Raw genomic sequence first — 20,689 nt, forward strand, 5'->3', positions numbered from 1 at the left:
TTAAGTCATAAAAAAACCACCTCTTTCGAGGTGGCTTGGGTTCAATTTAAACAAAATGTATATAAAAACTATTGAGGGTTTTGAACCATATTAGGATTTGCATCAAGCTCTTCTCTTGGTATTAACCATTCCCATCTAATATCACCAGCTGGCACCTCTAATACATTTCCGGCTAGTGCCGCATTATGATTAGCGCCTGTTCTATCTAAAGGTAAATTCAATCTTTTAAGATCTAAAAATCTAAATCCTTCTCCCCATAATTCAATTCTTCTTTCTATTAGAATTTCATCGATTAAATCTTGACCTGTATTCGCTGATAATGTGTATGCATCATCTCTTGTTGAAACCAAATCAAATAATAATTGAGCTGCCACTCCATCATTTCCTAGTCTTGCCTCTGCCTCAGCCTGGATTAAATACATTTCAGCAGCCCTCATATGTGGTACATCCATTGTACTATCACCATTACTTACCGCCAAAAACTTTTGATTAGTATATGGTCTTCTTTGATGACTTGCTAATAATGATTTTCCTGAAGGAAGGTTTAAGTGCTCTCCTGTTGGATCCCATAATCCTTTTCTAACATCTGTGTCTGAAATCATGTCATATAATGCAGAGTTAATAGATCTAGGATTACCACGAATTGCTGACGAGCTAAAATTTCTAGAAATATATGCTCCATAAGTACCAAAACCATCATTTTGGTCTGAAACTACTTGGCTCGCCCACATAAACTCAGGATTACTTTCTGAATTATTTTGAAACCCTATAGCATATGTTGCCTGGTCCATTAGGGAGAAACCTTCTCTAGCTTCTTCTGCCATCTGTGCTGCCAACGCCCAATTACCCATCGTTAATGCTACTCTAGCTTTTACACCTTTAGCAACAGCTTGATTGATATGAGATTTGTTTGCTCTTGTTAAACCATCCAATGCAGTTATGGCAGCATCTAAATCACTATTGATCTCTGAGTATACCTCTTCAACCGTATTTCTAGGGAGTTGCTCTTCAAGTGCACTCTTTTTATACGGCACACCCAATTGACTATTTCCTCCGCCAGACACATATCTTCCTCCATATGTCTGAACCAATTGATAGTGCGCCCATGCTCTATACACTAATGCCTGTCCAAGTATCTCATTCTTTTCCTCTTCAGGCCCGGCTGCATTTTCAATCCCATTAATTAAAACATTTGCATTTGCAATGATAATATAATATGATCTCCATGGAAATTCGCTATAAAAATCGGTATCACTTCTACCGGCGGTCCATTTATAAACTCTATTATGCCATTGTTCTCTATGCACCACCTGATCTTCTCCAAGTAAATCCATATGAATATAAACCCCTCCTATTCCACAGTTACCCTGAATATTATTCCAGCGGGTATATAATGATCTATGAATTCCATTAATCACTGCCTTAGCAGTTGTGGTGCTACTTACAGCATCGCTTGCAGAAATCTGATCAGTGGGAGTTGTCTCTAAAAAATCGTCTTTACATGAATTAAGAACTAAAACTCCTAAAACTAATATTAATATAATTTTTATTTTTTTCATTGTATTATAATTTTACATTTAAACCAAATGATACAATTCTAGAAGGTGTAAATACATTTGATGTATTACCATTAAACTGTTGTTGCACATTCAAACCTTTTCTTGCATTTATTGAAAATACATTTTCAGCCGTCGCGTACAATCTCAAGCCAGAAACTCCTAATTTATCAGTGATAGCGCTTTTAAAATCATAAGATAGGTTCGCCTGTCTTAAATTAAAGAACGAGGCATCTGTTAACCATCTATCTGAAGTAGCATCCCATTGAGATGCTAAAGAAGCATCCATTCTTGGCACATCGGTTATATCTCCTGGTTGTTGCCATCTATCTAAAATATCTTCATGCTTGGCTGTACCATATGAACCAGAACTCATAATATCTCTATAATTAAAGTCTAAAGTTTCGCCCCCAATTTGATATGTAAATAATGTAGATAAAGAGAAACCTTTATAACTCCATTGACTATTAATTGAACCAGTTAAATCTGGGATTGCCGTACCTGCATAATGAAATTTAGCATTTGTTGAAAATGGCGTTACTGCCACACCATTTATTGTTCTTACACCCGAAGCGTTTGGATCTTCGGCTACAAATAAACCTGAACCATCACTTGGATCTACGCCATACCAATCTCTTAGCCAGTAGTCAAATAACCCTTTCCCAACTTGAAGCTTTTTGGTACCATTAATGATTTCTCCTTGTGGTAACTCGGTAAATTCATTTTTAATGGTAGCTGCATTAACCGTTAAATTCCAAGAAAAATTTTCGCCTTTAAATATATCGGCAGACAAACTTACTTCAATACCTCTATTAAATAAAGTACCAATATTTTCTAATTTACTATCTGCTCCATCAGAAAACGCTACAGGTACATTAAAGATTAGGTTTTGTGATTCTTTATTGTAATATTCTACAGAACCTCTAATTCTATCAAATATGCCAAATTCTAATGCAACATCAAAGTTAGCACTGGTTTCCCACTCTAAATCTGGTGCTCCTAAACTAGATCTTAACACTCCTGGTTCATTTTGATTATTATTATCTAATGCAAAAGTTGCTTGTGCAGGATAGTAATCAGCTACAAAAACATTATTTACAAGTTTTAAGATTCTACTATTCCCTAGCTCTCCATAAGAAGCTCTTAGCTTCAATTGATTGATCCAAGAAATGTCTGAGATAAAATCTTCACGGTCAATACTCCAAGATCCACCTACAGACCAAAAAGTACCCCATCTCTTTTCTTCTGAGAAACGAGATGATCCGTCTGTACGTATCGAACCACTTAAAAAGTATTTATTGTCGTAATTATAATTTAACCTTCCAAAATAACTATCATCAGTAGCTTCATCTCTTTGAGATACTAAATCAGTTGTTTCCACAAAGTTTATGAGCTCAAGATTTCCAGCTCCAATTTGAGTTCTACGTGTACCATTGAAATCATCAATCTCTAATTGCTGACTTTCATGGCCAGCTAAAACTTCAAAATTATGCACCTCATTGAAGGTTTTCGTATAATTTAATAACTGGTTAAAACCTAAAGTTCTTGTTCTAACATATTGTCTAAAACCTAAACCGGTTGGAGCTCCATCACCAATTACCGTGTTCCAAAAGAATGTATTGTAAAAATTGTCTTCTTCATAACTTAGGTTCGTTCTAAAAGTTAAGCCTTCATATAAAGTGATATCGGCGTAGGTCTTTAAGTTAAGGTTAGTAATTTCATCGAAATCGACATCTAATTGTCTTTCAAGAACAACATGTCTACCGGTACTGGCACCGCTTGGTCTATTATCATCTAAATCAAAAACTCTATTACCATCAGCATCAAGAATAAATGCTCCTGTAACAGGATCGTGGGCGTATATTGGATATATTGGCCCCATTCCTCTTGTAAAACGGAAAGCATTTCTAAAACTAGTAGTTCCTCCTAATTGTCCTTGATTACTTTGTGATTTACTCCCAGCTAAATTAGCGCCAACCTTTAGCCATTTTTTAGCTTGATAATTAACATTTACTCTTGAAGTAAATCTTTCGTAATCAGATTTAATTAAATATCCTTCTTCATTAAGGTAACCAAATGATGCAAAATAGTCGGCATTCTCAGTTCTTCCTTGGTAGCTAATATCTGCTGTTCTTCTAACACCCGTTCTTGTAATAGCTCCTTCCCAATCAAAATCATTGTAAAGTAATGATGCACTCGGGTTTAATTGACCGTTTGTACCAACGATTTGATCGTTTGCAACATTAAAAGGGTTATATCCTAATTGACCAAAGATGTTATCACTTGCAAATTGATTAGCAACATCTAGTTCAGCTTGTGTATTAACTCCTGGAACTGCTGAGGTATTTCTTAAAGATTCCCACATCACAGGATAATATTGAAATGCATCAATTCTGTCATATTCTGGAATCGATCTATCAACAATTGAGGTTGATAGATTTACTGAAAGTTCTCCTTTACCAGTTTTACCTCTCTTAGTAGTAACTAATACCACACCGTTTGTCGCTTTATTACCATACAATGCAGTTGACGATGCATCTTTTAATATTGTAATATTTTCGATATCATTCGGATTGATATTTGCTAAATTACCATTGATTGGAATTCCATCGACAACATATAGCGGTGCATTTGTAGCTGTAAAAGAGCCAAATCCTCTAATTCTAATACTTTGACCAGATCCAGGTTGACCACTAGCGGTTGCAATTACACCTGGAGAAGCACCTTCTATTGCTGCAGATAGATTTGTAATCGATCTTTTTTCAATATCTTCAGTTTTAATTTGAGTAACTGCTCCAGTAAGTGCTTCTTTACTTGAAGTACCATAGGCAACAACTACTACTTCATCAAGAACATTATCACTTTGCAATACCACGTTAATGGTGTTTGATGTGCCTACAGTTCTTTCGAGTGTTGTCATTCCTACAAAGCTAAATTGTAGTATATCTCCAACACTAGCAGCTATTGAGTAATTACCATCAAAATCTGTTTCAGTACCTGTTGTTGTGCCTTTGATTACTACACTAACCCCGGGTAATGGACTATTATCGGCATCTGTAACAGTACCTGTTATAGTTTTGGTTTGAGCCAACATCGTGTTTATACTAACAAAACACAGCATTAGCATGAATAGCTTTTTTACTTTCATAAATTGAGTTTTAATTAAACATTTGAATTAGTCTGTATGTGAAATAAAAAAGGCAGGCATATGATTTATACCTTTAAAATGAAGTCAAAGTTTAGTGGAAATTTAAAAATACAGTACCATGATGACCTGCCTGAATTAATTCAAATACAAGTCAAATAAACTGTTGCTATGAAAATTTGGAGGTAAACCCTATAATATTTAACTGTACCGAAGAAAGTTTACTTGAAATTTACTCTTAAAGAAGTTGCCTGCATACTTTTTATATACTGCGTTGGGGTTAATTTGGTTTCTTCTTTGAAAGCCTTATTAAATGTTACTTTATTATTAAAACCAACATCATAGGCGATGTCAATAATATTCAGATTGTTCTTATAATCATCTCTAAGAATTCTTTGGGCTTCTTGAATTCTGTACTTATTAATCAAGCTAAAGAAATTAAGATCAAAATGTTCATTAATTACTTGAGACAGATTGTGACGTGTAACCCCCATTTTATCTGAAAGTGAATTTAAACTTATGTCGTTTTCTTTATAGATCTTTTGCTCTTGGAGCAGGTTTAGAAGCTGCTCTTTTAATTCAAGTGAAAAGCCCTCGGTTAAACCAGATTTCTGATATTTTAACGACAGTTCATCGAACAAATACTTTTTACTAAATACTCTAGGTTGCACAAATGCGGTATATCCTACATATAACACTAATACGCACATTACAAATATCTGTGGGTATATCAACATATTGGTCATTACTATACTAATCAAAGCAATACCATAAACAATATATGAAACTACATAAGACGAATTTAATATTAGCATGTTCTTCTTCCATTTCTGAACTTCAATATGTTTAATATTATTTGATGATCTAGAACTAACCCTTAAAATTAGATAGCCATATATTGCTAATGAAATACCCTTAAGTATAACCACTGTTGTTAAAATGGTATGTAAAATTTCATCCCTATTATACAATAGGTGTAGTTTTTCATCTCCGCTTTTTAAATAAATCGGTAAGAGGAATATAAACAACAAAAGCGAGGGCAACAGATGTAGTAAATCAATTTTTCTAAATTTATATTTTTCACAAATTCTTTTAAAATAAAAATAAATTAATGGTCCGTATAAAAAAGAAAAAGATGTTGACGCATAAAGTGTATGAGGGACACTAAAGTTAAGCTTTGATAAAAACAAACTTAAGTGAATCATAAACAGCGAATGAATAAATACAAAACCGCTTATTAGCAGATTAGCAACAGTATCTCCCTTTTTTCTCATATTGAGAACAATAGCAATGTATATCCCTATAAGTCCGGTTGAAAAAAAGAATAATATCCATCCATTTAGCTCAGGTTGGTATTTTTTCAAAACATTTTTAAAAACAGCTGTCCCTTCAATATTATTAAACTCTTCTCTATTTAAAATATCAATTGAATGGGCTTCTTTAAGATATAGGGAGGTAAAGTCACTAGCTCTTTCAGCATCACCTAAAACCGCATAACTAATGGCAAGGCGCTTGTAATCTTCAATACTAAATTTTACACCTCTATCTTTTAGTTCAATATAAGTACCAATAATCTCCTTGGCCGAATTCCTTGTAAGTTCAGAAGATACTTTAGGAAAGTGGATACTATCGAGCTCCTTTTTTTTATTTATAACCTCATTAATACCCTTGGTTTTGGGCATCGCAAAGGAATATAAACAACAGAACAATAATAAGATTATTATTCGCGCTGACTTCATTGATCAGGTAGATTATTTGAATTACATATTAAAAGTAGCAAAATTAAAAGTTAAAGGATTGTTAATTCACTTCTGAAAAGTAACTCCCGATAATATCTTACCCATTAATTTTGATAGGATTTCACTTTGTTTCGACTCAATATGATCTAATACCCATAATATCAGAATATTCTTTGTACATTAGCATTTAGCCATTATTTTCAATCCTACAAGGTTTAAAAGTGATATTATTTTCCAAATTTTTAATTCCAAAAAACTATAACGGCTTAGCCATCTATCCGTTTATTTTTTTAAAAAATAAGTCATTATCAAAAAATGACGTGCTTATTAATCATGAACGTATACATTTACGACAACAAATTGAATTCTTATTAATTTTTTTCTTTTTATGGTATTGTCTAGAATTCATTTATCATCTCATTCGATTTAGAAATTGGAATAAGGCTTACCACAATATTTCTTTTGAAAAAGAAGCTTATCACAATGAAGGGAATCCTAATTACTTACTCGATAGAAAATTTTGGGCTTTTCTTAAGTATCTCAAATAAATTTAGTCAACAATAATCCGTAAATTTGTGCCACAAATTTTATTTTTTTAATGGAACAAATTACGCCTTATAAACCTAAACATAAAGTACGAATTGTAACTGCTGCCTCTCTTTTTGATGGGCATGACGCAGCCATAAATATTATGCGTCGAATTATTCAATCTACCGGTGTAGAGGTTATCCATTTAGGGCATGACCGCAGTGTCGAAGAAGTTGTAAACACGGCAATACAAGAGGATGCTAATGCCATAGCTATGACGTCCTATCAAGGCGGGCATAATGAGTATTTCAAGTATATGTATGACCTTTTAAAAGAAAAAGGTGCCAATCATATTAAAATTTTTGGTGGTGGTGGAGGTGTAATTCTTCCAGAAGAAATTGAAGAATTAATGAATTACGGCATTACCCGTATTTACTCACCAGATGATGGCCGAGAAATGGGCTTACAAGGAATGATCAATGATCTGGTAATGCAATCAGATTTTGCTATTGGTGACGCCTTAAATGGCGAAGCGGAAATATTAGAAAAAAAGAATCCTAATGCTATTGCCAGAGTTATTTCTTCAGCAGAAAATTTTCCAGATGTAGCTAAAGATGCTTTAGAACATATTCATAATAAAAATAAAACATCGACGACTCCTGTTTTAGGAATTACTGGTACTGGTGGCGCCGGAAAATCGTCTCTGGTTGACGAATTAGTACGTCGTTTCTTAATTGATTTTCCAGAAAAAACAATAGGTATTATCTCGGTTGACCCTTCAAAACGCAAAACTGGTGGTGCATTACTCGGTGATCGAATTCGTATGAATGCGATTAACTCTCCGCGTGTTTATATGCGTAGTTTGGCTACCCGTCAATCAAATCTTGCATTATCAAAATATGTAAATGAAGCCGTTGAAGTATTAAAAGCTGCAGAATATGATTTAATTATTTTAGAAACTTCGGGTATCGGTCAAAGTGATACCGAAATATTAGAACATAGTGATGTATCTCTCTATGTTATGACACCTGAATTTGGTGCGGCAACGCAATTGGAAAAAATAGACATGCTTGACTTTGCGGATTTGGTGGCCATAAACAAGTTCGATAAACGTGGAGCAAAAGATGCGCTAAGAGATGTAAAAAAGCAGTATATGCGAAATCACCATCTTTGGGATACACATCAAGATGATTTACCCGTTTTTGGAACCATTGCCTCTCAATTCAATGATCCGGGTATGAATACACTTTATAAAGCGATAATGGATAAAATCGTTGAAAAAACGAATACACATCTAAAATCGAGCTTTGAGATCTCAAAGGAAATGAGTGAAAAGATCTTTGTTATTCCTCCCGCCCGTACACGTTATCTATCAGAAATCTCAGAAAATAATCGATCGTATGATAAAAAAACAAATGAACAAGTTGATGTAGCTCAAAAGCTATACGGTATCTTTAAAACTATTTGTTCGGCAGCAAATATTAACTCTATTGAACAAGAACATGTTCTTTTTGATGAAAAAGGATTGCAGGAAGATGTAATTTTTAATCAGACGACTAATGACGATAAAAGTTTTATAAACTTACTAATCAAAGAATTTGATCGTGTTAAAATGAATCTCGATCCTTTTAATTGGGAAATTCTTACTAATTGGAATTCGAAAGTAAATAGATATAAAGAACCAATTTATTCATTTAAGGTTCGTGATAAAGAGATTAAAATTGAAACGCATACCGAATCGCTTTCTCACACGCAAATACCTAAGGTAGCATTACCAAAATATCAAGCTTGGGGTGATATTTTAAGGTGGAGTTTACAAGAAAACGTACCCGGAGAATTCCCGTATACTTCTGGCTTATATCCTTTTAAGCGTACTGGCGAAGATCCAACGCGTATGTTTGCTGGAGAAGGTGGGCCAGAACGTACAAATAGGCGTTTCCATTATGTAAGTTTAGGAATGCCGGCAAAACGATTATCAACGGCGTTTGATTCTGTAACATTATATGGAAATGATCCAGACCAAAGACCAGATATTTATGGAAAAATAGGTAACTCTGGTGTCTCCATTTGCTGTTTAGACGATGCAAAAAAATTATACTCTGGTTTTAATTTGGCTAACCCAATGACATCTGTGAGTATGACTATTAATGGTCCAGCACCAATGCTACTCGGTTTCTTTATGAACGCTGCCATTGATCAGCAATGTGAATTATACATTAAAGAAAATGGGCTCGAAAAGGAGATAGATGCAAAAATTTCCAAAATCTATGAGGGTAAAGAACGTCCAAAATATAATGGTGAAATACCAGAAGGCAATGATGGATTAGGCCTCATGCTTTTGGGTGTAACGGGTGATCAGGTATTGCCTAAATCTATCTATGAAGAAATTAAGACAAAGACTATTGCTCAGGTACGCGGTACCGTTCAAGCTGACATTTTAAAAGAAGATCAAGCACAAAATACCTGTATCTTTTCTACAGAATTTGCACTTCGATTAATGGGTGATGTACAAGAATATTTTATAGAAAACAATGTTCGCAATTTCTATTCTGTTTCTATTTCTGGTTATCATATTGCTGAAGCAGGTGCCAATCCTATTTCTCAATTGGCATTTACCTTAGCGAATGGATTTACATATGTAGAATATTACTTATCAAGAGGGATGGATATTAATAAATTTGGACCAAATTTATCATTCTTTTTCTCAAACGGTATTGACCCAGAATATGCAGTTATTGGAAGGGTAGCTAGACGAATTTGGGCAAAAGCATTGAAATATAAATATGGTGCGAATTCTAGAGCTCAAATGTTAAAATATCATATACAGACTTCTGGTCGTTCATTACATGCGCAAGAAATTGATTTTAATGATATTAGAACAACACTTCAGGCATTATATGCTATCTATGATAATTGTAACTCATTACATACAAATGCATATGATGAGGCCATTACAACACCTACAGAAGAATCGGTTCGTCGAGCTATGGCAATTCAATTAATTATTAATAAAGAATTAGGCTTAGCAAAGAATGAAAACCCGATTCAAGGTGCTTTTATCATTGAAGAATTAACCGATTTAGTTGAGGAAGCTGTATTACTAGAATTTGACCGTATTACTGAGCGCGGTGGCGTGTTAGGTGCTATGGAAACCATGTATCAACGTTCTAAAATTCAAGAGGAAAGTCTATACTATGAAACTTTAAAGCATACTGGCGAATACCCTATTATTGGTGTAAACACTTTTTTAAGTAGTAAGGGTTCTCCTACAATTATACCAGACGAAGTAATTCGTGCTACAGAAGATGAAAAGCAATTTCAAATAAGAATATTGGAAAACCTTCATAGTAGAAATGAAGACAAAGTAAAAGAGCAATTAATTGATATACAGCAAGCAGCCATTCATAATAAGAATATTTTTGAACAATTAATGGAAGCCACAAAATACTGTTCTTTAGGTCAAATTACCAGTTCTTTATTTGAAGTTGGTGGGCAATATAGAAGAAATATGTAGCTATACTTAGTTATAAAGTTAAAGCCCATTTCTTATGAAGCTTTCTAAATAATTTTAGCTCATGCTTTAAAAGTGGTAAAAAATCTTTTCCATTACTATTACTAAGTTCCAATCGCTTGCAATTTTTATAAAGTAATTGCCAAAGATGATTGGTAGAGAGTACATACTTTCGTTTTTTGCCCTCATTTGATTCTAATAAAGTGGCCTCGCGTATTTCAGAAAGTAATGTAGTAGATTGTTGAATTATATCACCCGAGAAATAAATGTCTTGGTCTTCAGATCCATCTTCTTTTAACTTACAAAGGTCATCTCGTAAATAATGACTAATGCTTACCGATAGCATTCTAATCTCAATGGCCTTTCTGTAAATTGGTAAGTCTGAAAAATGAACCGTCATAATCTGTTGCATTAAAATACCTTATAAAATTACTGACTAATAAATGGATATAAGTTTAATTTTTAAATAAAAAGAGTATATTTACTTTAATTTTTAAATAAAATAACAAAAATTACTTCAATGTTTTTAGACACTATAAATAAGGCCATACTAGCGTTATTGCAGAAAGATGCAAAACTATCAAATATGGCTATTAGTCGTAAAGTTGGTATTAGCTCTCCTGCAGTATCAGAGCGAATTAAAAAATTAGAAGACACTGGAGTTATACAAGGATATAAAACATTTGTATCGCCTCAAGAATTTGGCTATCACTTAAAAGCTATTATTACTCTTAAAGCTTTTATGGGAAAATTAAAACCATTTCTAAAAAAAGTAAAAACCTACAACGAAGTTGTCAATTGTTACCGAGTTACTGGAAATGAAAATATTGTAATGGAAGTAGTCTTGAAAGATCAACAACATCTAGAATCATTTATTGATCAACTTATAGTATATGGTGAAACAAAAACACAGGTTGTACTTTCACAAATTATTCATCAAAGAGAAATTAAACCTTTATAACATTATTTTGTTTTGTATTTTTAGCCTTCTTTATTCAAAACACTATTATGAAAATTTTTCTTAAGCTCGTACTTCTTTTCTTCTTGATTTTAAGCTGTGCTAGAAATAATCCTTCAAAACTTAAAAATCAACAAGTAGTTGAAGCGAAACCTGACACCTATGTGCAAGACCATTATAATAAAAAAGAGGTTCAGATTACCATGCGGGATGGAATAAAACTACACACCACTATTTATTCGCCAAAAGACGAATCTAAAACCTACCCTATTTTGTTACAAAGAACTCCGTATAGTTGTCGTCCTTATGGAAGTGATGAATTTCGTGAGAAAATTGGCCCAAACGAGCATCTGATGAAGCAAGGGAATATTGTAGTTTATCAAGATGTACGCGGCAGGTGGCTGAGTGAAGGTATATATGATAATATGCGAGCTTACAATCCGAATAAAAAAGATAGTACTGACATAGATGAAGCTTCAGATACTTATGATACTATAGACTGGTTAGTGAAAAACGTAAAAAATAATAACGGTAAAGTAGGCACTTGGGGCATTTCTTATCCCGGTTTTTACACTACCTACTCTACATTAGATGCACATCCTGCTTTAAAGGCTGCTTCTCCTCAAGCTTGTATTGGCGATTTTTATTTTGACGATTTTCATCATAATGGAGCCTTTCTGTTAAGCTATTTTAGAGCAATACCATTATTTGGTACCCCAAAAGATAAACCTATTGATTCGGCATGGTATAAGTTGCCTGATTTAGGCACACAAGATCAATATCAATTCTTTTTAGATGCTGGCCCTTTAAGTAATTTGAATAAATATTTTCAGTATAAATCATTAGATAACCCTACTTTAAAAGGAAAAAATGCTATTGATGATTTCTTTTGGAAAGAATTTGTAGAACACCCAAATTATGATAGTGTTTGGCAGAGTAAAGGCATTATTCAACACTTAAAAGATATAAAGCCCTCTGTTGCAACCATGGTTGTTGGCGGTTGGTTTGATGCCGAAGATTTATACGGCCCATTAGAAACGTATAAGACGATTGAAAAACACAATCCTGAAAATTATAACACCTTGGTTTTTGGTCCTTGGGACCACGGTGCTTGGGCGCGTACAAAAGGAAAGAATATAGTTGGTAATTATTATTTTGGTGACTCAATTTCTGAATTTTTCCAAAAGGAAATAGAAACAAAATTCTTTAATCATTTCTTAAAAGAAAGTGGCAATAAAGATTCAGGGTTACCAGAAGCATATGTTTATGATTCAGGGAAAAAAGAATGGAAAACATATGAGCAATGGCCTCCTGCTAACGTAGTAAAAGAAAAGTTATATCTTTCAGAAAATCATGAATTAACCACAAATCAAGAAGGCAACAAGGCAATAAAATTTATAAGTGATATCAAACGTCCGGTACCGTATTCAGAAGATATTAAAACAGTTTTCACACCGCGAAAGTATATGACAGATGACCAACGTTTTGCCGCTCGAAGACCAGACGTTTTGGTTTTTGAAACAGATATTCTAAAAGAAGATTTAACATTAGCTGGTGATATTCTTGCTCACCTAAAAGTTGCAACCACTGGAACCGATGCTGATTGGATCGTAAAAGTAATCGATGTACATCCCTCTAATCTTGAAGAAAACAATGAAGGCATGCAGTCTCATTTGAAAATGAGTAACTATCATTTAATGGTTCGCAGTGAGGTAATGCGTGGTAAATTTAGAAATAGCTTTTCTAAACCGGAGCCGTTTGTACCAAATACACCTACTATTGTAACAATTAAATTACAAGATGTTTTTCACACAATAAAGAGGGGTCATAAGTTACAGATACAAGTACAAAGCACCTGGTTTCCGTTAATAGATCTAAACCCTCAAACATACGTAGATAATATTTTCAAGGCTAACGAAGAAGATTTTAAAACCCAAACACATACGGTATATACTTCTTCGAATATTGAATTTTCAATTTTAAAATAAACGTCGCCCGAATTTATTTCAAGGTGACGTTAATCAATCTTTATGGCTTTTCTAATTTGGTGATCGTATCTAATCGCCATAATAGAATAATACAGAATACTGATAAAAAGGTCATTAAATACCATGTTTTTTCGTAGCCAATATTATTAACCAGCTGCATCCCGGCATTATGACTAAATATGTGTGCAAGTGAAAATGAAATTGTATATAAGGCCATAAATTGCCCTTGTTTTCCTTTTCTAGCTCTATCTATTACAAACGAATTAGAAAATGGAAATAAAATCATCTCCCCTACGGTCATTAGCAACATTCCTACCACAAGCATTCCAATCCACCCACTTATATTTAATACTAAGAAACTAGCTCCTAACAATATAGCCCCTACCACCATTAAATAGGTTTTACTCTTTCCTCCATCTTCAAGCTTCTTAATAAATGGCATTTCAAGTAGAAAAATTAAAAAACCATTCAACCCTAAAAGCATTCCTATTTCAAACTCGGTTAAGTGTTGATCATCTTTATAATACAATGGTATCGTTGAAAAATACTGCAAAAAGATAAATCCGAACAAAAACATAGCTCCCAGAAATACAATGAAGGCTTTATCACTAAATGCAGGAACTGGATTTTCTACTTCAACTTCATCTTGTACACGTGCCTTTTTAGGATTTAAGACTTGCAATAATAAAAGACCTGCCAAAAAACAGGTAATACCATCAACCCAGAATAATCCACTATAGCCTATCGATGTAATGATCAGTCCTCCAACTGCAGGGCCAGCAGAAAATCCTAAATTAATTGCTAAACGTATTAGTGTAACGGTACGTGTCTTATTTTCAGGTTTGCTGTAAGCGCTCATAGCTACAAACATTGCCGGTCGAAAAGTATCTGCAACCAACATCACCAAAAAGATTCCTAATACAATTGACTCAAAGGTTCTTAGGTATTGCAAACCAACAAACAAAAATCCTGTACTTAGTAAACTAATTGTCATTACCTTATAATAACCTATTTTATCAGTTAACTTTCCTCCTAACCATGAACCCACAACAGACCCTAATCCAAATGCTGTCATAATCCATCCTACCTTACTTAAACTAAAACCTAAGTCTTTGGTAAGATATAGCGACAAAAACGGAATGACCATAGTACCCGCCCTATTAATTAAAGTAATAAGCGATAACCACCAAATTTCTGTAGACAACCCCTTGAATGTATCTAAATAAGGTTGTACAATTTTCCGGTCTAAGTAATGTAGCAATTTCATTGTTTTGAATTCATTTGGTTTATAAAACTAAAAAACCCGGCTAAACGCCGGGTTAAATTTTTATTGTTATTATTTATCTTTATATAGTCACAACAAATTCATACCACGGCCAACGGTCTTTACAGACTTCTTGGTTCTCACAATATAATTTGTTGTTAAAAACATTTTCTTACTTTTTACTAGTTCAAAACTAGACAAAATAATTTTATATAACAATATTTTAATTGTTATTTTTAATTCATGAAACAATTAATGCTGTTAGGTATTCTATTCTTCTTAATAATTGGGTGTTCTAACAATAAAAAAAGCAGTTCCTATTTTGACGAGATAAGAGAATTAAGATATGAAATGAATGTTTCTTTTGCAGACAAAAGCTCTACTGTATTATCAAGTGAAGCGTTTAAAGAGTTTTCATCTTTAGATTTTTTTCCAGTGGATAGTCTTTATAAAGTAAATGCCAAATTTGTTAGAACACCAGATGAAACACCTATGATGATGCCCACCTCAACCGACAGAAAACAAATTATGCTTAAATATGGTGAAGCCTATTTTAGGCTAAATGGCAAAGAATTAAAATTGAATGTTTATCAAACCGAAGGTATTGGGGATGAGAATATAAATAATTTATTTATTCCATTTATGGATTCTACAAACGGAAATGAATCTTATGGTGGCGGAAGGTATATTGACACTCACGTACCAAAAAATGATATAATTATCGTCGATTTTAATAAGGCATATAATCCATATTGCGCTTATAATGATAAATATTCTTGTGTAATTCCGCCCAGAGAAAATCGATTATCAATTGCCATAAAAGCTGGCATTAAAAATTTTAAGACTAGTGAACATTAAAGAAGACATACTAGCAACAGCAGAACGCATTGCTCCATATATTCATAAAACACCAGTGCTTACATCGCAACAACTGAACACCATAGTTGGGGCTGAGCTTTACTTTAAATGTGAGAGCTTCCAAAAAATGGGAGCTTTTAAAATGCGAGGTGCCACGAATGCAATTTTGCAATTATCTAATGAGCAAAAAAGAAAAGGTGTTGTTACTCATTCTTCTGGAAATTTTGCGCAAGCATTGGCTCTTGCTTCCAAAAGTTTAGGTATCAAGGCGCACATCGTAATGCCAAGTGACGCACCACAAGTAAAAAAGGATGCGGTAAAAGGATATAATGGTATTATCACAGAATGTGAACCAAATATCATATCGCGACAATCAACAAGTGAAAAGATACAAAGTGAAACGGGTGCTACATTTGTACATCCATTTAACGATTTTAACGTAATACTTGGTAATGCTACGGCCGGTAAAGAATTACTGGAAGACTATACCAATTTAGACGCTATTATTGCTCCTGTTGGTGGTGGTGGACTTATTTCTGGTGCTGCGCTAAGCACCTTCTGTTTTAATGAAAGTTGTAAAGTTATCGGTGCAGAACCGCTAGAAGTAAATGATGCTTATAGGTCTTTGCAAAGCGGAAAAATAGAGCATAATGCAACCACCAATACTATTGCTGATGGACTTAAAACCAATTTGGGAGATATTACTTTTGCAATTATTGAGAATTATGTATCTGAGATTATTTGCGTTACCGAAGAAGAAATCATTAAAGCAATGCAGCTCATTTGGGAACGCATGAAAATTATTATAGAACCCTCTTCTGCTGTTACATTGGCAGCTGTGTTAAAAAATAAGACGCAATTCGCAAATAAAAAGATTGGACTAATCCTGTCGGGTGGAAACGTAGATGTTAAAAAGCTTCCTTTCTAAAGGAAACTCTTTATCCAAAAATTTTAGATTTAATTATTTCGTTGTAACAATTTTTATTCAATAAAGACCTATCTATAAACAGAAATAAATGGAAACAACCACCAATAATCTAACCACTTTTAGAACCCTATTTATTGTTAAAGGTATTCTAATCCTTCTATTCTCATTATTTTTTATTACCTACGCTACCTTAGGATACTACTTCGATGATCTCGCAACCCAACAATCAGAAGATCTTCCTTTTAGCTTTGGAAAGATATTTTTAATTATAGGAATAATTGGCACGGTAGCATCGCTTATTTTTGGTATTCTAACACTAATTGCAGCAAAATACATTAAAGAGCTGAGGAATTACAATTTTATAATAGTAGTATGTGTTATAAACTGCCTTACCGGCATCTTAGGTATTCTATTAGGAATTTTCACCATTATCGAACTAAACAAACCACATGTAAAAGCATTGTTCGATGAAAAAAATCAAGCTTTAACAAATCATTAAAACAAAGATGAAGTCTACTCTTACGTTTTAATTGTAAGTTTAATGCCATAACGATTTAAATTTAACACCTCGTATTGTAACAACTATTAAAAATTAAATACTTAATAGTATACTTAAATGCAACCCTTAACTTTTTAGGCTGTCTATAGAAATATAGCAGATGATTCTCAATTGACTTAGCTATAATTGAAAACTAAAACGATACAAATACATAAAGATCTAATTGAACGTAGTAAGTCAGGAGATCGTAGTACTCAATATAAGCTATATGAGCTTTATGTAGATGCTATGTATAGTGTTGCAATGCGCATGTTATATAATAAAGAAGATGCAGAAGATATTGTACAAGATAGTTTTATAGAGGTTTTTAGAAATCTTTCAAATTACAGATATGAAAGTTCATTTGGCACTTGGCTTAAAAGAATTGTGATCAATAAATGTATCAACTTTCTCAAATTGAAGAAAATATCGCTAACATCGATAGATGATAAAGAATACCTACTGGAAACAGAAGAAACAAAAGAAGAAGTCAAAGAAAAGTTTTTTGATGTTGAAAAAATAAAAAACGGAATTCAATTATTACCAAAAGGCTATAAACAAATAATAAACCTTTATCTAATCGAAGGATATGATCATATTGAGATCGCTGATATTCTAGGAATTAGTTCATCAACATCAAAATCTCAATATCACAGGGCTAAGAAGAAGTTATTAGAAATAATAAAAACAATGTAATGGATAAGTTTGAAAAACATATCATTAAAAACAGAAGCAAATTTGATTATGAGCTTCCCGATAAATCAAAATTGTGGAAAGAAATTGAAGGTCATTTAGATACTCCAAAAGTGAAGTCAAAACGTCTTTTCGCTAACAATTATTTATTAAAAATTGCCGCCAGCATTGTTATTATTCTTAGTTCATTCTTCTTCATTGACCAATTAACTGGTACGCAAAACGATATTAATAATGCATTACCAATAAGTCAAGAGCTTAAAGATATAGATGCATATTATCAAGTAATGATAAACAATCAACTAAATTCAATAAATGAAAGCAGCAACCTTTCGAATGACGACAAGAAAGAATTCTTGGTTTTTATGGATGAATTAGATGAAGAATATGATGACTTAAGAAACGAAATGCACAAAAACCTTGATAGCGAAAAAGTGATGAGAGCCATTATTAATCATTACAAAAAACGAATACAATTAATTGAAGATTTTTTAACGAGAATCAACAATAATCAAAAAATAGAAGATGAAAATGCCTATATTTTATAGTAAAAAATTACTCTTAATACTACCTCTCTTAATTAGTTTTTCGGTATTCGCTCAAGAGCGATTAACGAAGACTATTGAAAAAACATTTCCTGTTACGGGTAGCAGTACGCTCTCTATTGAGAATAAATATGGTAATGTAGTGGTTGAAGGATGGAACGAGAATACTATTTTAATTAAAATAGATGTTGAGGTTTTTCATAAGAAAAAAGAAGAAGCAAGGAATCTTTTAAATAGAATTAATCCTGAGTTTAATGCTACAACAAGCTATGTAAATGTAATAACACAAATAGATAAGAAAAGTACTGGTCTATTTTCTAAGTATTTTGAAAAAGTTAATCCGTTCGACTTCAATAAAAGTAATATAAATATCAATTACAAGGTATTCATTCCCAAGACCTCAGAACTCGATGTTTCTATAAAGTTTGGTGACTTGATTATTGATAATTGGCAGAATGCAGTAAAAACAAATGTAGAGCATGGTGATATCTGGATTAATAATGACATAACTGATGCTAATATCTCACTAAAATTTGGTAAGCTCAAAGCGAATGCTATTAATCAAGGACTTCTAAAAATAAGAAACAGTGAAGTTAATTTTAAAGAAGCAGAATTCTTAACAATAGAAAGTAGCGGTTCTAGATTCGAAATTGAATCTATAAAGTATTTAAATATTAAATCAAACAAAGACAACTTATATATTGAAGATTTGGATACTGTAGAAGGTAACTTAAAATACTCTGATCTCAATCTACATAGATTGATCAAAAAAATTAAGCTAAATCTTAAAATAGCTGAGTTAAAGGTCTCTGAAATTGTAAATCCACATCCAGTGATCATTTTAAATCAAGAGTCCTCGAGAGTAGATATAACAATTTCTAATACAGAAATAAAGTTTGATGCAAAATTAGAACAGGGGCTTTTAAGAATCCCAAAGAGCTTTAGTAATATTAAAACCACTGTTCTCGATAAAAAAGATCGAATTAGAAGCATTAATGCTACCTACAACGCCAAAGAAAATTCGGGTGTTTTATCAATAATTGGATTAAAGGGGATGATAATTTTAACAGAATAAATGCAACCCTTTGAAAATTTACTTGTCAATACTATCAGATAACTTTAGTTAATACTATATCAATGAAACACATTTGCCAAATCATACTTATTTTATTTATAAGTCTCGGACAGAATCTTTACGCTCAACAAGACGATAAAAATGATTATATAGAATTCAACGATCGTAAAACCGCTGTACATGGTGTATATCTGGGAGTTGATTTTAATTACGGACAAATAAATAGTAATAGCACTTATTTAACATCGTTAAAATTAGCATATGTGGCAAATAGAAAAATTGATATTGGGTTTCGAGCTGTTGGTTTTTACTCTGATCAAGGAATCAATCGCTTTGTTCCAAACACAGAGGAGCATCTATTTGGGGCCTATGGCGGACTACATTTAGAGCCCATTCTTTTTAGCAAATCAATTGTTAATGTTTCATTCCCTGTATTAATCGGAGGTGGTGCAGTTGGTAGCTATTTAGGTGAAATTGAAGATGATCAAGACATAGAAGTTGAAGATTGGGATCCGGTTTTCGTTGTAGAACCAGGTGTAAATCTGTTATTTAATATCTCAAGATATATACAGATCGAAACTGGGATAAAATATAGAGTATCAAGTAAAGTCCGATTTACAAACAGCAATGTAAAAGATATTAATGGTTTTTCAGCTGGTATTGGTATAAAAATAGGAGTCTTTAACATTGGTAGAAATAGATACAAAAAAAATTAATTATGAAAAACAGCAAGTCTGGCAGTACATTTATTAATGCCTCAAAAATATTTTCTGAGGGAGATGGCGTATTCGTTTATGATTCGAAAAAAAAATGGTACCCAATAAATTTTCATTGGAAACCTTTAGTTGAATTTAACTCAAACTTTAACAACTTTACGAAACAATGAAAAAGGTAGTATTTCTTCTGGCATGTTCAATATTTTTTATAAATAGTTCTTGCTCTGTTGATATTGATATTGATGATCCTTTTCTTAATAAGATTTCAATTAATGCTATTGGTAATAATACAGATGGCAGCCTTTCTGAAGGTGGATATTTAGATGTACGCATTAAAGCTAGAGATAAAGACGGTATTCAATCTATAAGTATAAGAATACCTGCTTTAAATGTTGATCAAGATATTTCTAATATTCGAAAAGATTATTGGGAAATCAATCAGAAGTTTAATGCAGATGAAATAGTTGAAAATGCTGAAACAAAAATACATGTAACCCTACTAGATAAAGATGGCAACAGGTATTTTGAAGCAAAAAGTTTTAGTATTAAATCATAGTTAGCCAACCACCTCAGATAAAAAACATAAACTTTTATTAACCTACTATACGAGCTTATAAAATAAGTTTGCTAAGGATAGTACTACCTAT

17 protein-coding genes are annotated in these 20,689 nt (G+C 32.8%); 12 read left to right on the top strand and 5 right to left on the bottom strand.

Annotated elements, in window-relative coordinates; genetic code table 11:
• Positions 1-68: 68 nt before the first annotated feature.
• The 3 genes from AC1EUU_RS13545 to AC1EUU_RS13555 form a co-directional block, all read right to left on the bottom strand.
• Entirely contained in the window at positions 69-1,559 is a 1,491-nt protein-coding gene (locus AC1EUU_RS13545; protein WP_480201979.1) for a RagB/SusD family nutrient uptake outer membrane protein, read from the bottom strand.
• A gap of 4 nt (positions 1,560-1,563) precedes the next feature.
• Positions 1,564-4,704 carry a SusC/RagA family TonB-linked outer membrane protein gene (locus tag AC1EUU_RS13550; protein WP_480201980.1) on the bottom strand — a complete coding sequence of 1,047 codons (3,141 nt, stop codon included), beginning with the start codon at positions 4,702-4,704 and terminating at the stop codon, positions 1,564-1,566.
• Between the two features lie 218 nt (positions 4,705-4,922).
• Entirely contained in the window at positions 4,923-6,383 is a 1,461-nt protein-coding gene (locus AC1EUU_RS13555; protein ID WP_480201981.1) for a helix-turn-helix domain-containing protein, read from the bottom strand.
• A gap of 655 nt (positions 6,384-7,038) precedes the next feature.
• Here AC1EUU_RS13555 and AC1EUU_RS13560 point away from each other — a divergent pair.
• Complete coding sequence (locus tag AC1EUU_RS13560) at positions 7,039-10,482, top strand: methylmalonyl-CoA mutase family protein (protein WP_480201982.1); 3,444 nt, start codon at positions 7,039-7,041, stop codon at positions 10,480-10,482.
• Between the two features lie 10 nt (positions 10,483-10,492).
• Here AC1EUU_RS13560 and AC1EUU_RS13565 read toward each other — a convergent pair whose 3' ends face one another.
• Complete coding sequence (locus tag AC1EUU_RS13565) at positions 10,493-10,891, bottom strand: hypothetical protein (protein ID WP_480201983.1); 399 nt, start codon at positions 10,889-10,891, stop codon at positions 10,493-10,495.
• Between the two features lie 108 nt (positions 10,892-10,999).
• On the opposite strand from AC1EUU_RS13565, the gene AC1EUU_RS13570 reads away from it, so the two are divergent.
• Together AC1EUU_RS13570 and AC1EUU_RS13575 are read left to right on the top strand one after the other, a co-directional pair.
• Entirely contained in the window at positions 11,000-11,440 is a 441-nt protein-coding gene (locus AC1EUU_RS13570) for an Lrp/AsnC family transcriptional regulator (RefSeq protein WP_480201984.1), read from the top strand.
• A gap of 47 nt (positions 11,441-11,487) precedes the next feature.
• On the top strand, positions 11,488-13,425 hold the full coding sequence (locus AC1EUU_RS13575; protein ID WP_480201985.1) for a CocE/NonD family hydrolase: 1,938 nt from the start codon (positions 11,488-11,490) through the stop codon (positions 13,423-13,425).
• A gap of 40 nt (positions 13,426-13,465) precedes the next feature.
• Here the strand turns inward: AC1EUU_RS13575 and AC1EUU_RS13580 are convergent, their stop codons facing one another.
• Positions 13,466-14,692 carry an MDR family MFS transporter gene (locus AC1EUU_RS13580; RefSeq protein ID WP_480201986.1) on the bottom strand — a complete coding sequence of 409 codons (1,227 nt, stop codon included), beginning with the start codon at positions 14,690-14,692 and terminating at the stop codon, positions 13,466-13,468.
• Between the two features lie 240 nt (positions 14,693-14,932).
• On the opposite strand from AC1EUU_RS13580, the gene AC1EUU_RS13585 reads away from it, so the two are divergent.
• The 9 genes from AC1EUU_RS13585 to AC1EUU_RS13625 all read left to right on the top strand — a co-directional run bounded on the left by AC1EUU_RS13585 (position 14,933) and on the right by AC1EUU_RS13625 (position 20,598).
• A complete protein-coding gene (locus AC1EUU_RS13585; protein WP_480201987.1) occupies positions 14,933-15,547 on the top strand; it encodes a DUF1684 domain-containing protein in 615 nt (204 codons plus the stop codon).
• Positions 15,543-16,475 (top strand): pyridoxal-phosphate dependent enzyme, encoded by a 933-nt coding sequence (locus tag AC1EUU_RS13590; RefSeq protein ID WP_480202333.1) that lies wholly within the window; start codon positions 15,543-15,545, stop codon positions 16,473-16,475. Before AC1EUU_RS13585 ends, AC1EUU_RS13590 begins: the two co-directional genes overlap by 5 nt.
• Before the next feature lie 88 nt (positions 16,476-16,563).
• Positions 16,564-16,974, top strand: coding sequence for a hypothetical protein (locus AC1EUU_RS13595; RefSeq protein WP_480201988.1), 411 nt, complete (start codon positions 16,564-16,566; stop codon positions 16,972-16,974).
• Positions 16,975-17,160: 186 nt separating this feature from the next.
• Complete coding sequence (locus AC1EUU_RS13600; protein WP_480201989.1) at positions 17,161-17,709, top strand: RNA polymerase sigma factor; 549 nt, start codon at positions 17,161-17,163, stop codon at positions 17,707-17,709.
• Complete coding sequence (locus tag AC1EUU_RS13605; protein ID WP_480201990.1) at positions 17,709-18,254, top strand: hypothetical protein; 546 nt, start codon at positions 17,709-17,711, stop codon at positions 18,252-18,254. The genes AC1EUU_RS13600 and AC1EUU_RS13605 overlap by 1 nt, the downstream gene beginning before the upstream one ends.
• Positions 18,232-19,326, top strand: a complete 1,095-nt coding sequence (locus AC1EUU_RS13610) for a hypothetical protein (RefSeq protein WP_480201991.1) — start codon at positions 18,232-18,234, stop codon at positions 19,324-19,326. Before AC1EUU_RS13605 ends, AC1EUU_RS13610 begins: the two co-directional genes overlap by 23 nt.
• Before the next feature lie 62 nt (positions 19,327-19,388).
• Positions 19,389-20,042: a hypothetical protein gene (locus AC1EUU_RS13615; RefSeq protein WP_480201992.1), complete on the top strand. Its 654-nt coding sequence runs from the start codon at positions 19,389-19,391 to the stop codon at positions 20,040-20,042.
• A 2-nt stretch (positions 20,043-20,044) separates the two neighbouring features.
• Complete coding sequence (locus AC1EUU_RS13620; protein WP_480201993.1) at positions 20,045-20,212, top strand: hypothetical protein; 168 nt, start codon at positions 20,045-20,047, stop codon at positions 20,210-20,212.
• The gene (locus tag AC1EUU_RS13625) at positions 20,209-20,598 is read left to right on the top strand and encodes a hypothetical protein (protein WP_480201994.1); all 390 of its coding nucleotides are present in this window, start codon (positions 20,209-20,211) and stop codon (positions 20,596-20,598) included. The genes AC1EUU_RS13620 and AC1EUU_RS13625 overlap by 4 nt, the downstream gene beginning before the upstream one ends.
• Positions 20,599-20,689: the final 91 nt, after the last annotated feature.

It is taken from the genome of Maritimimonas sp. 2205BS37-2 (assembly GCF_056591755.1).

Excerpts from the sequence above, each read along its gene's own strand:
- AC1EUU_RS13545 (WP_480201979.1), bottom strand. The coding sequence starts at position 1,559 with ATGAAAAAAATAAAAATTATATTAATATTAGTTTTAGGAGTTTTAGTT.
- AC1EUU_RS13550 (WP_480201980.1), bottom strand. The coding sequence starts at position 4,704 with ATGAAAGTAAAAAAGCTATTCATGCTAATGCTGTGTTTTGTTAGTATA.
- AC1EUU_RS13555 (WP_480201981.1), bottom strand. The coding sequence starts at position 6,383 with ATGCCCAAAACCAAGGGTATTAATGAGGTTATAAATAAAAAAAAGGAG.
- AC1EUU_RS13560 (WP_480201982.1), top strand. The coding sequence starts at position 7,039 with ATGGAACAAATTACGCCTTATAAACCTAAACATAAAGTACGAATTGTA.
- AC1EUU_RS13565 (WP_480201983.1), bottom strand. The coding sequence starts at position 10,891 with ATGCAACAGATTATGACGGTTCATTTTTCAGACTTACCAATTTACAGA.
- AC1EUU_RS13570 (WP_480201984.1), top strand. The coding sequence starts at position 11,000 with ATGTTTTTAGACACTATAAATAAGGCCATACTAGCGTTATTGCAGAAA.
- AC1EUU_RS13575 (WP_480201985.1), top strand. The coding sequence starts at position 11,488 with ATGAAAATTTTTCTTAAGCTCGTACTTCTTTTCTTCTTGATTTTAAGC.
- AC1EUU_RS13580 (WP_480201986.1), bottom strand. The coding sequence starts at position 14,692 with ATGAAATTGCTACATTACTTAGACCGGAAAATTGTACAACCTTATTTA.
- AC1EUU_RS13585 (WP_480201987.1), top strand. The coding sequence starts at position 14,933 with ATGAAACAATTAATGCTGTTAGGTATTCTATTCTTCTTAATAATTGGG.
- AC1EUU_RS13595 (WP_480201988.1), top strand. The coding sequence starts at position 16,564 with ATGGAAACAACCACCAATAATCTAACCACTTTTAGAACCCTATTTATT.
- AC1EUU_RS13605 (WP_480201990.1), top strand. The coding sequence starts at position 17,709 with ATGGATAAGTTTGAAAAACATATCATTAAAAACAGAAGCAAATTTGAT.
- AC1EUU_RS13610 (WP_480201991.1), top strand. The coding sequence starts at position 18,232 with ATGAAAATGCCTATATTTTATAGTAAAAAATTACTCTTAATACTACCT.
- AC1EUU_RS13615 (WP_480201992.1), top strand. The coding sequence starts at position 19,389 with ATGAAACACATTTGCCAAATCATACTTATTTTATTTATAAGTCTCGGA.
- AC1EUU_RS13620 (WP_480201993.1), top strand. The coding sequence starts at position 20,045 with ATGAAAAACAGCAAGTCTGGCAGTACATTTATTAATGCCTCAAAAATA.
- AC1EUU_RS13625 (WP_480201994.1), top strand. The coding sequence starts at position 20,209 with ATGAAAAAGGTAGTATTTCTTCTGGCATGTTCAATATTTTTTATAAAT.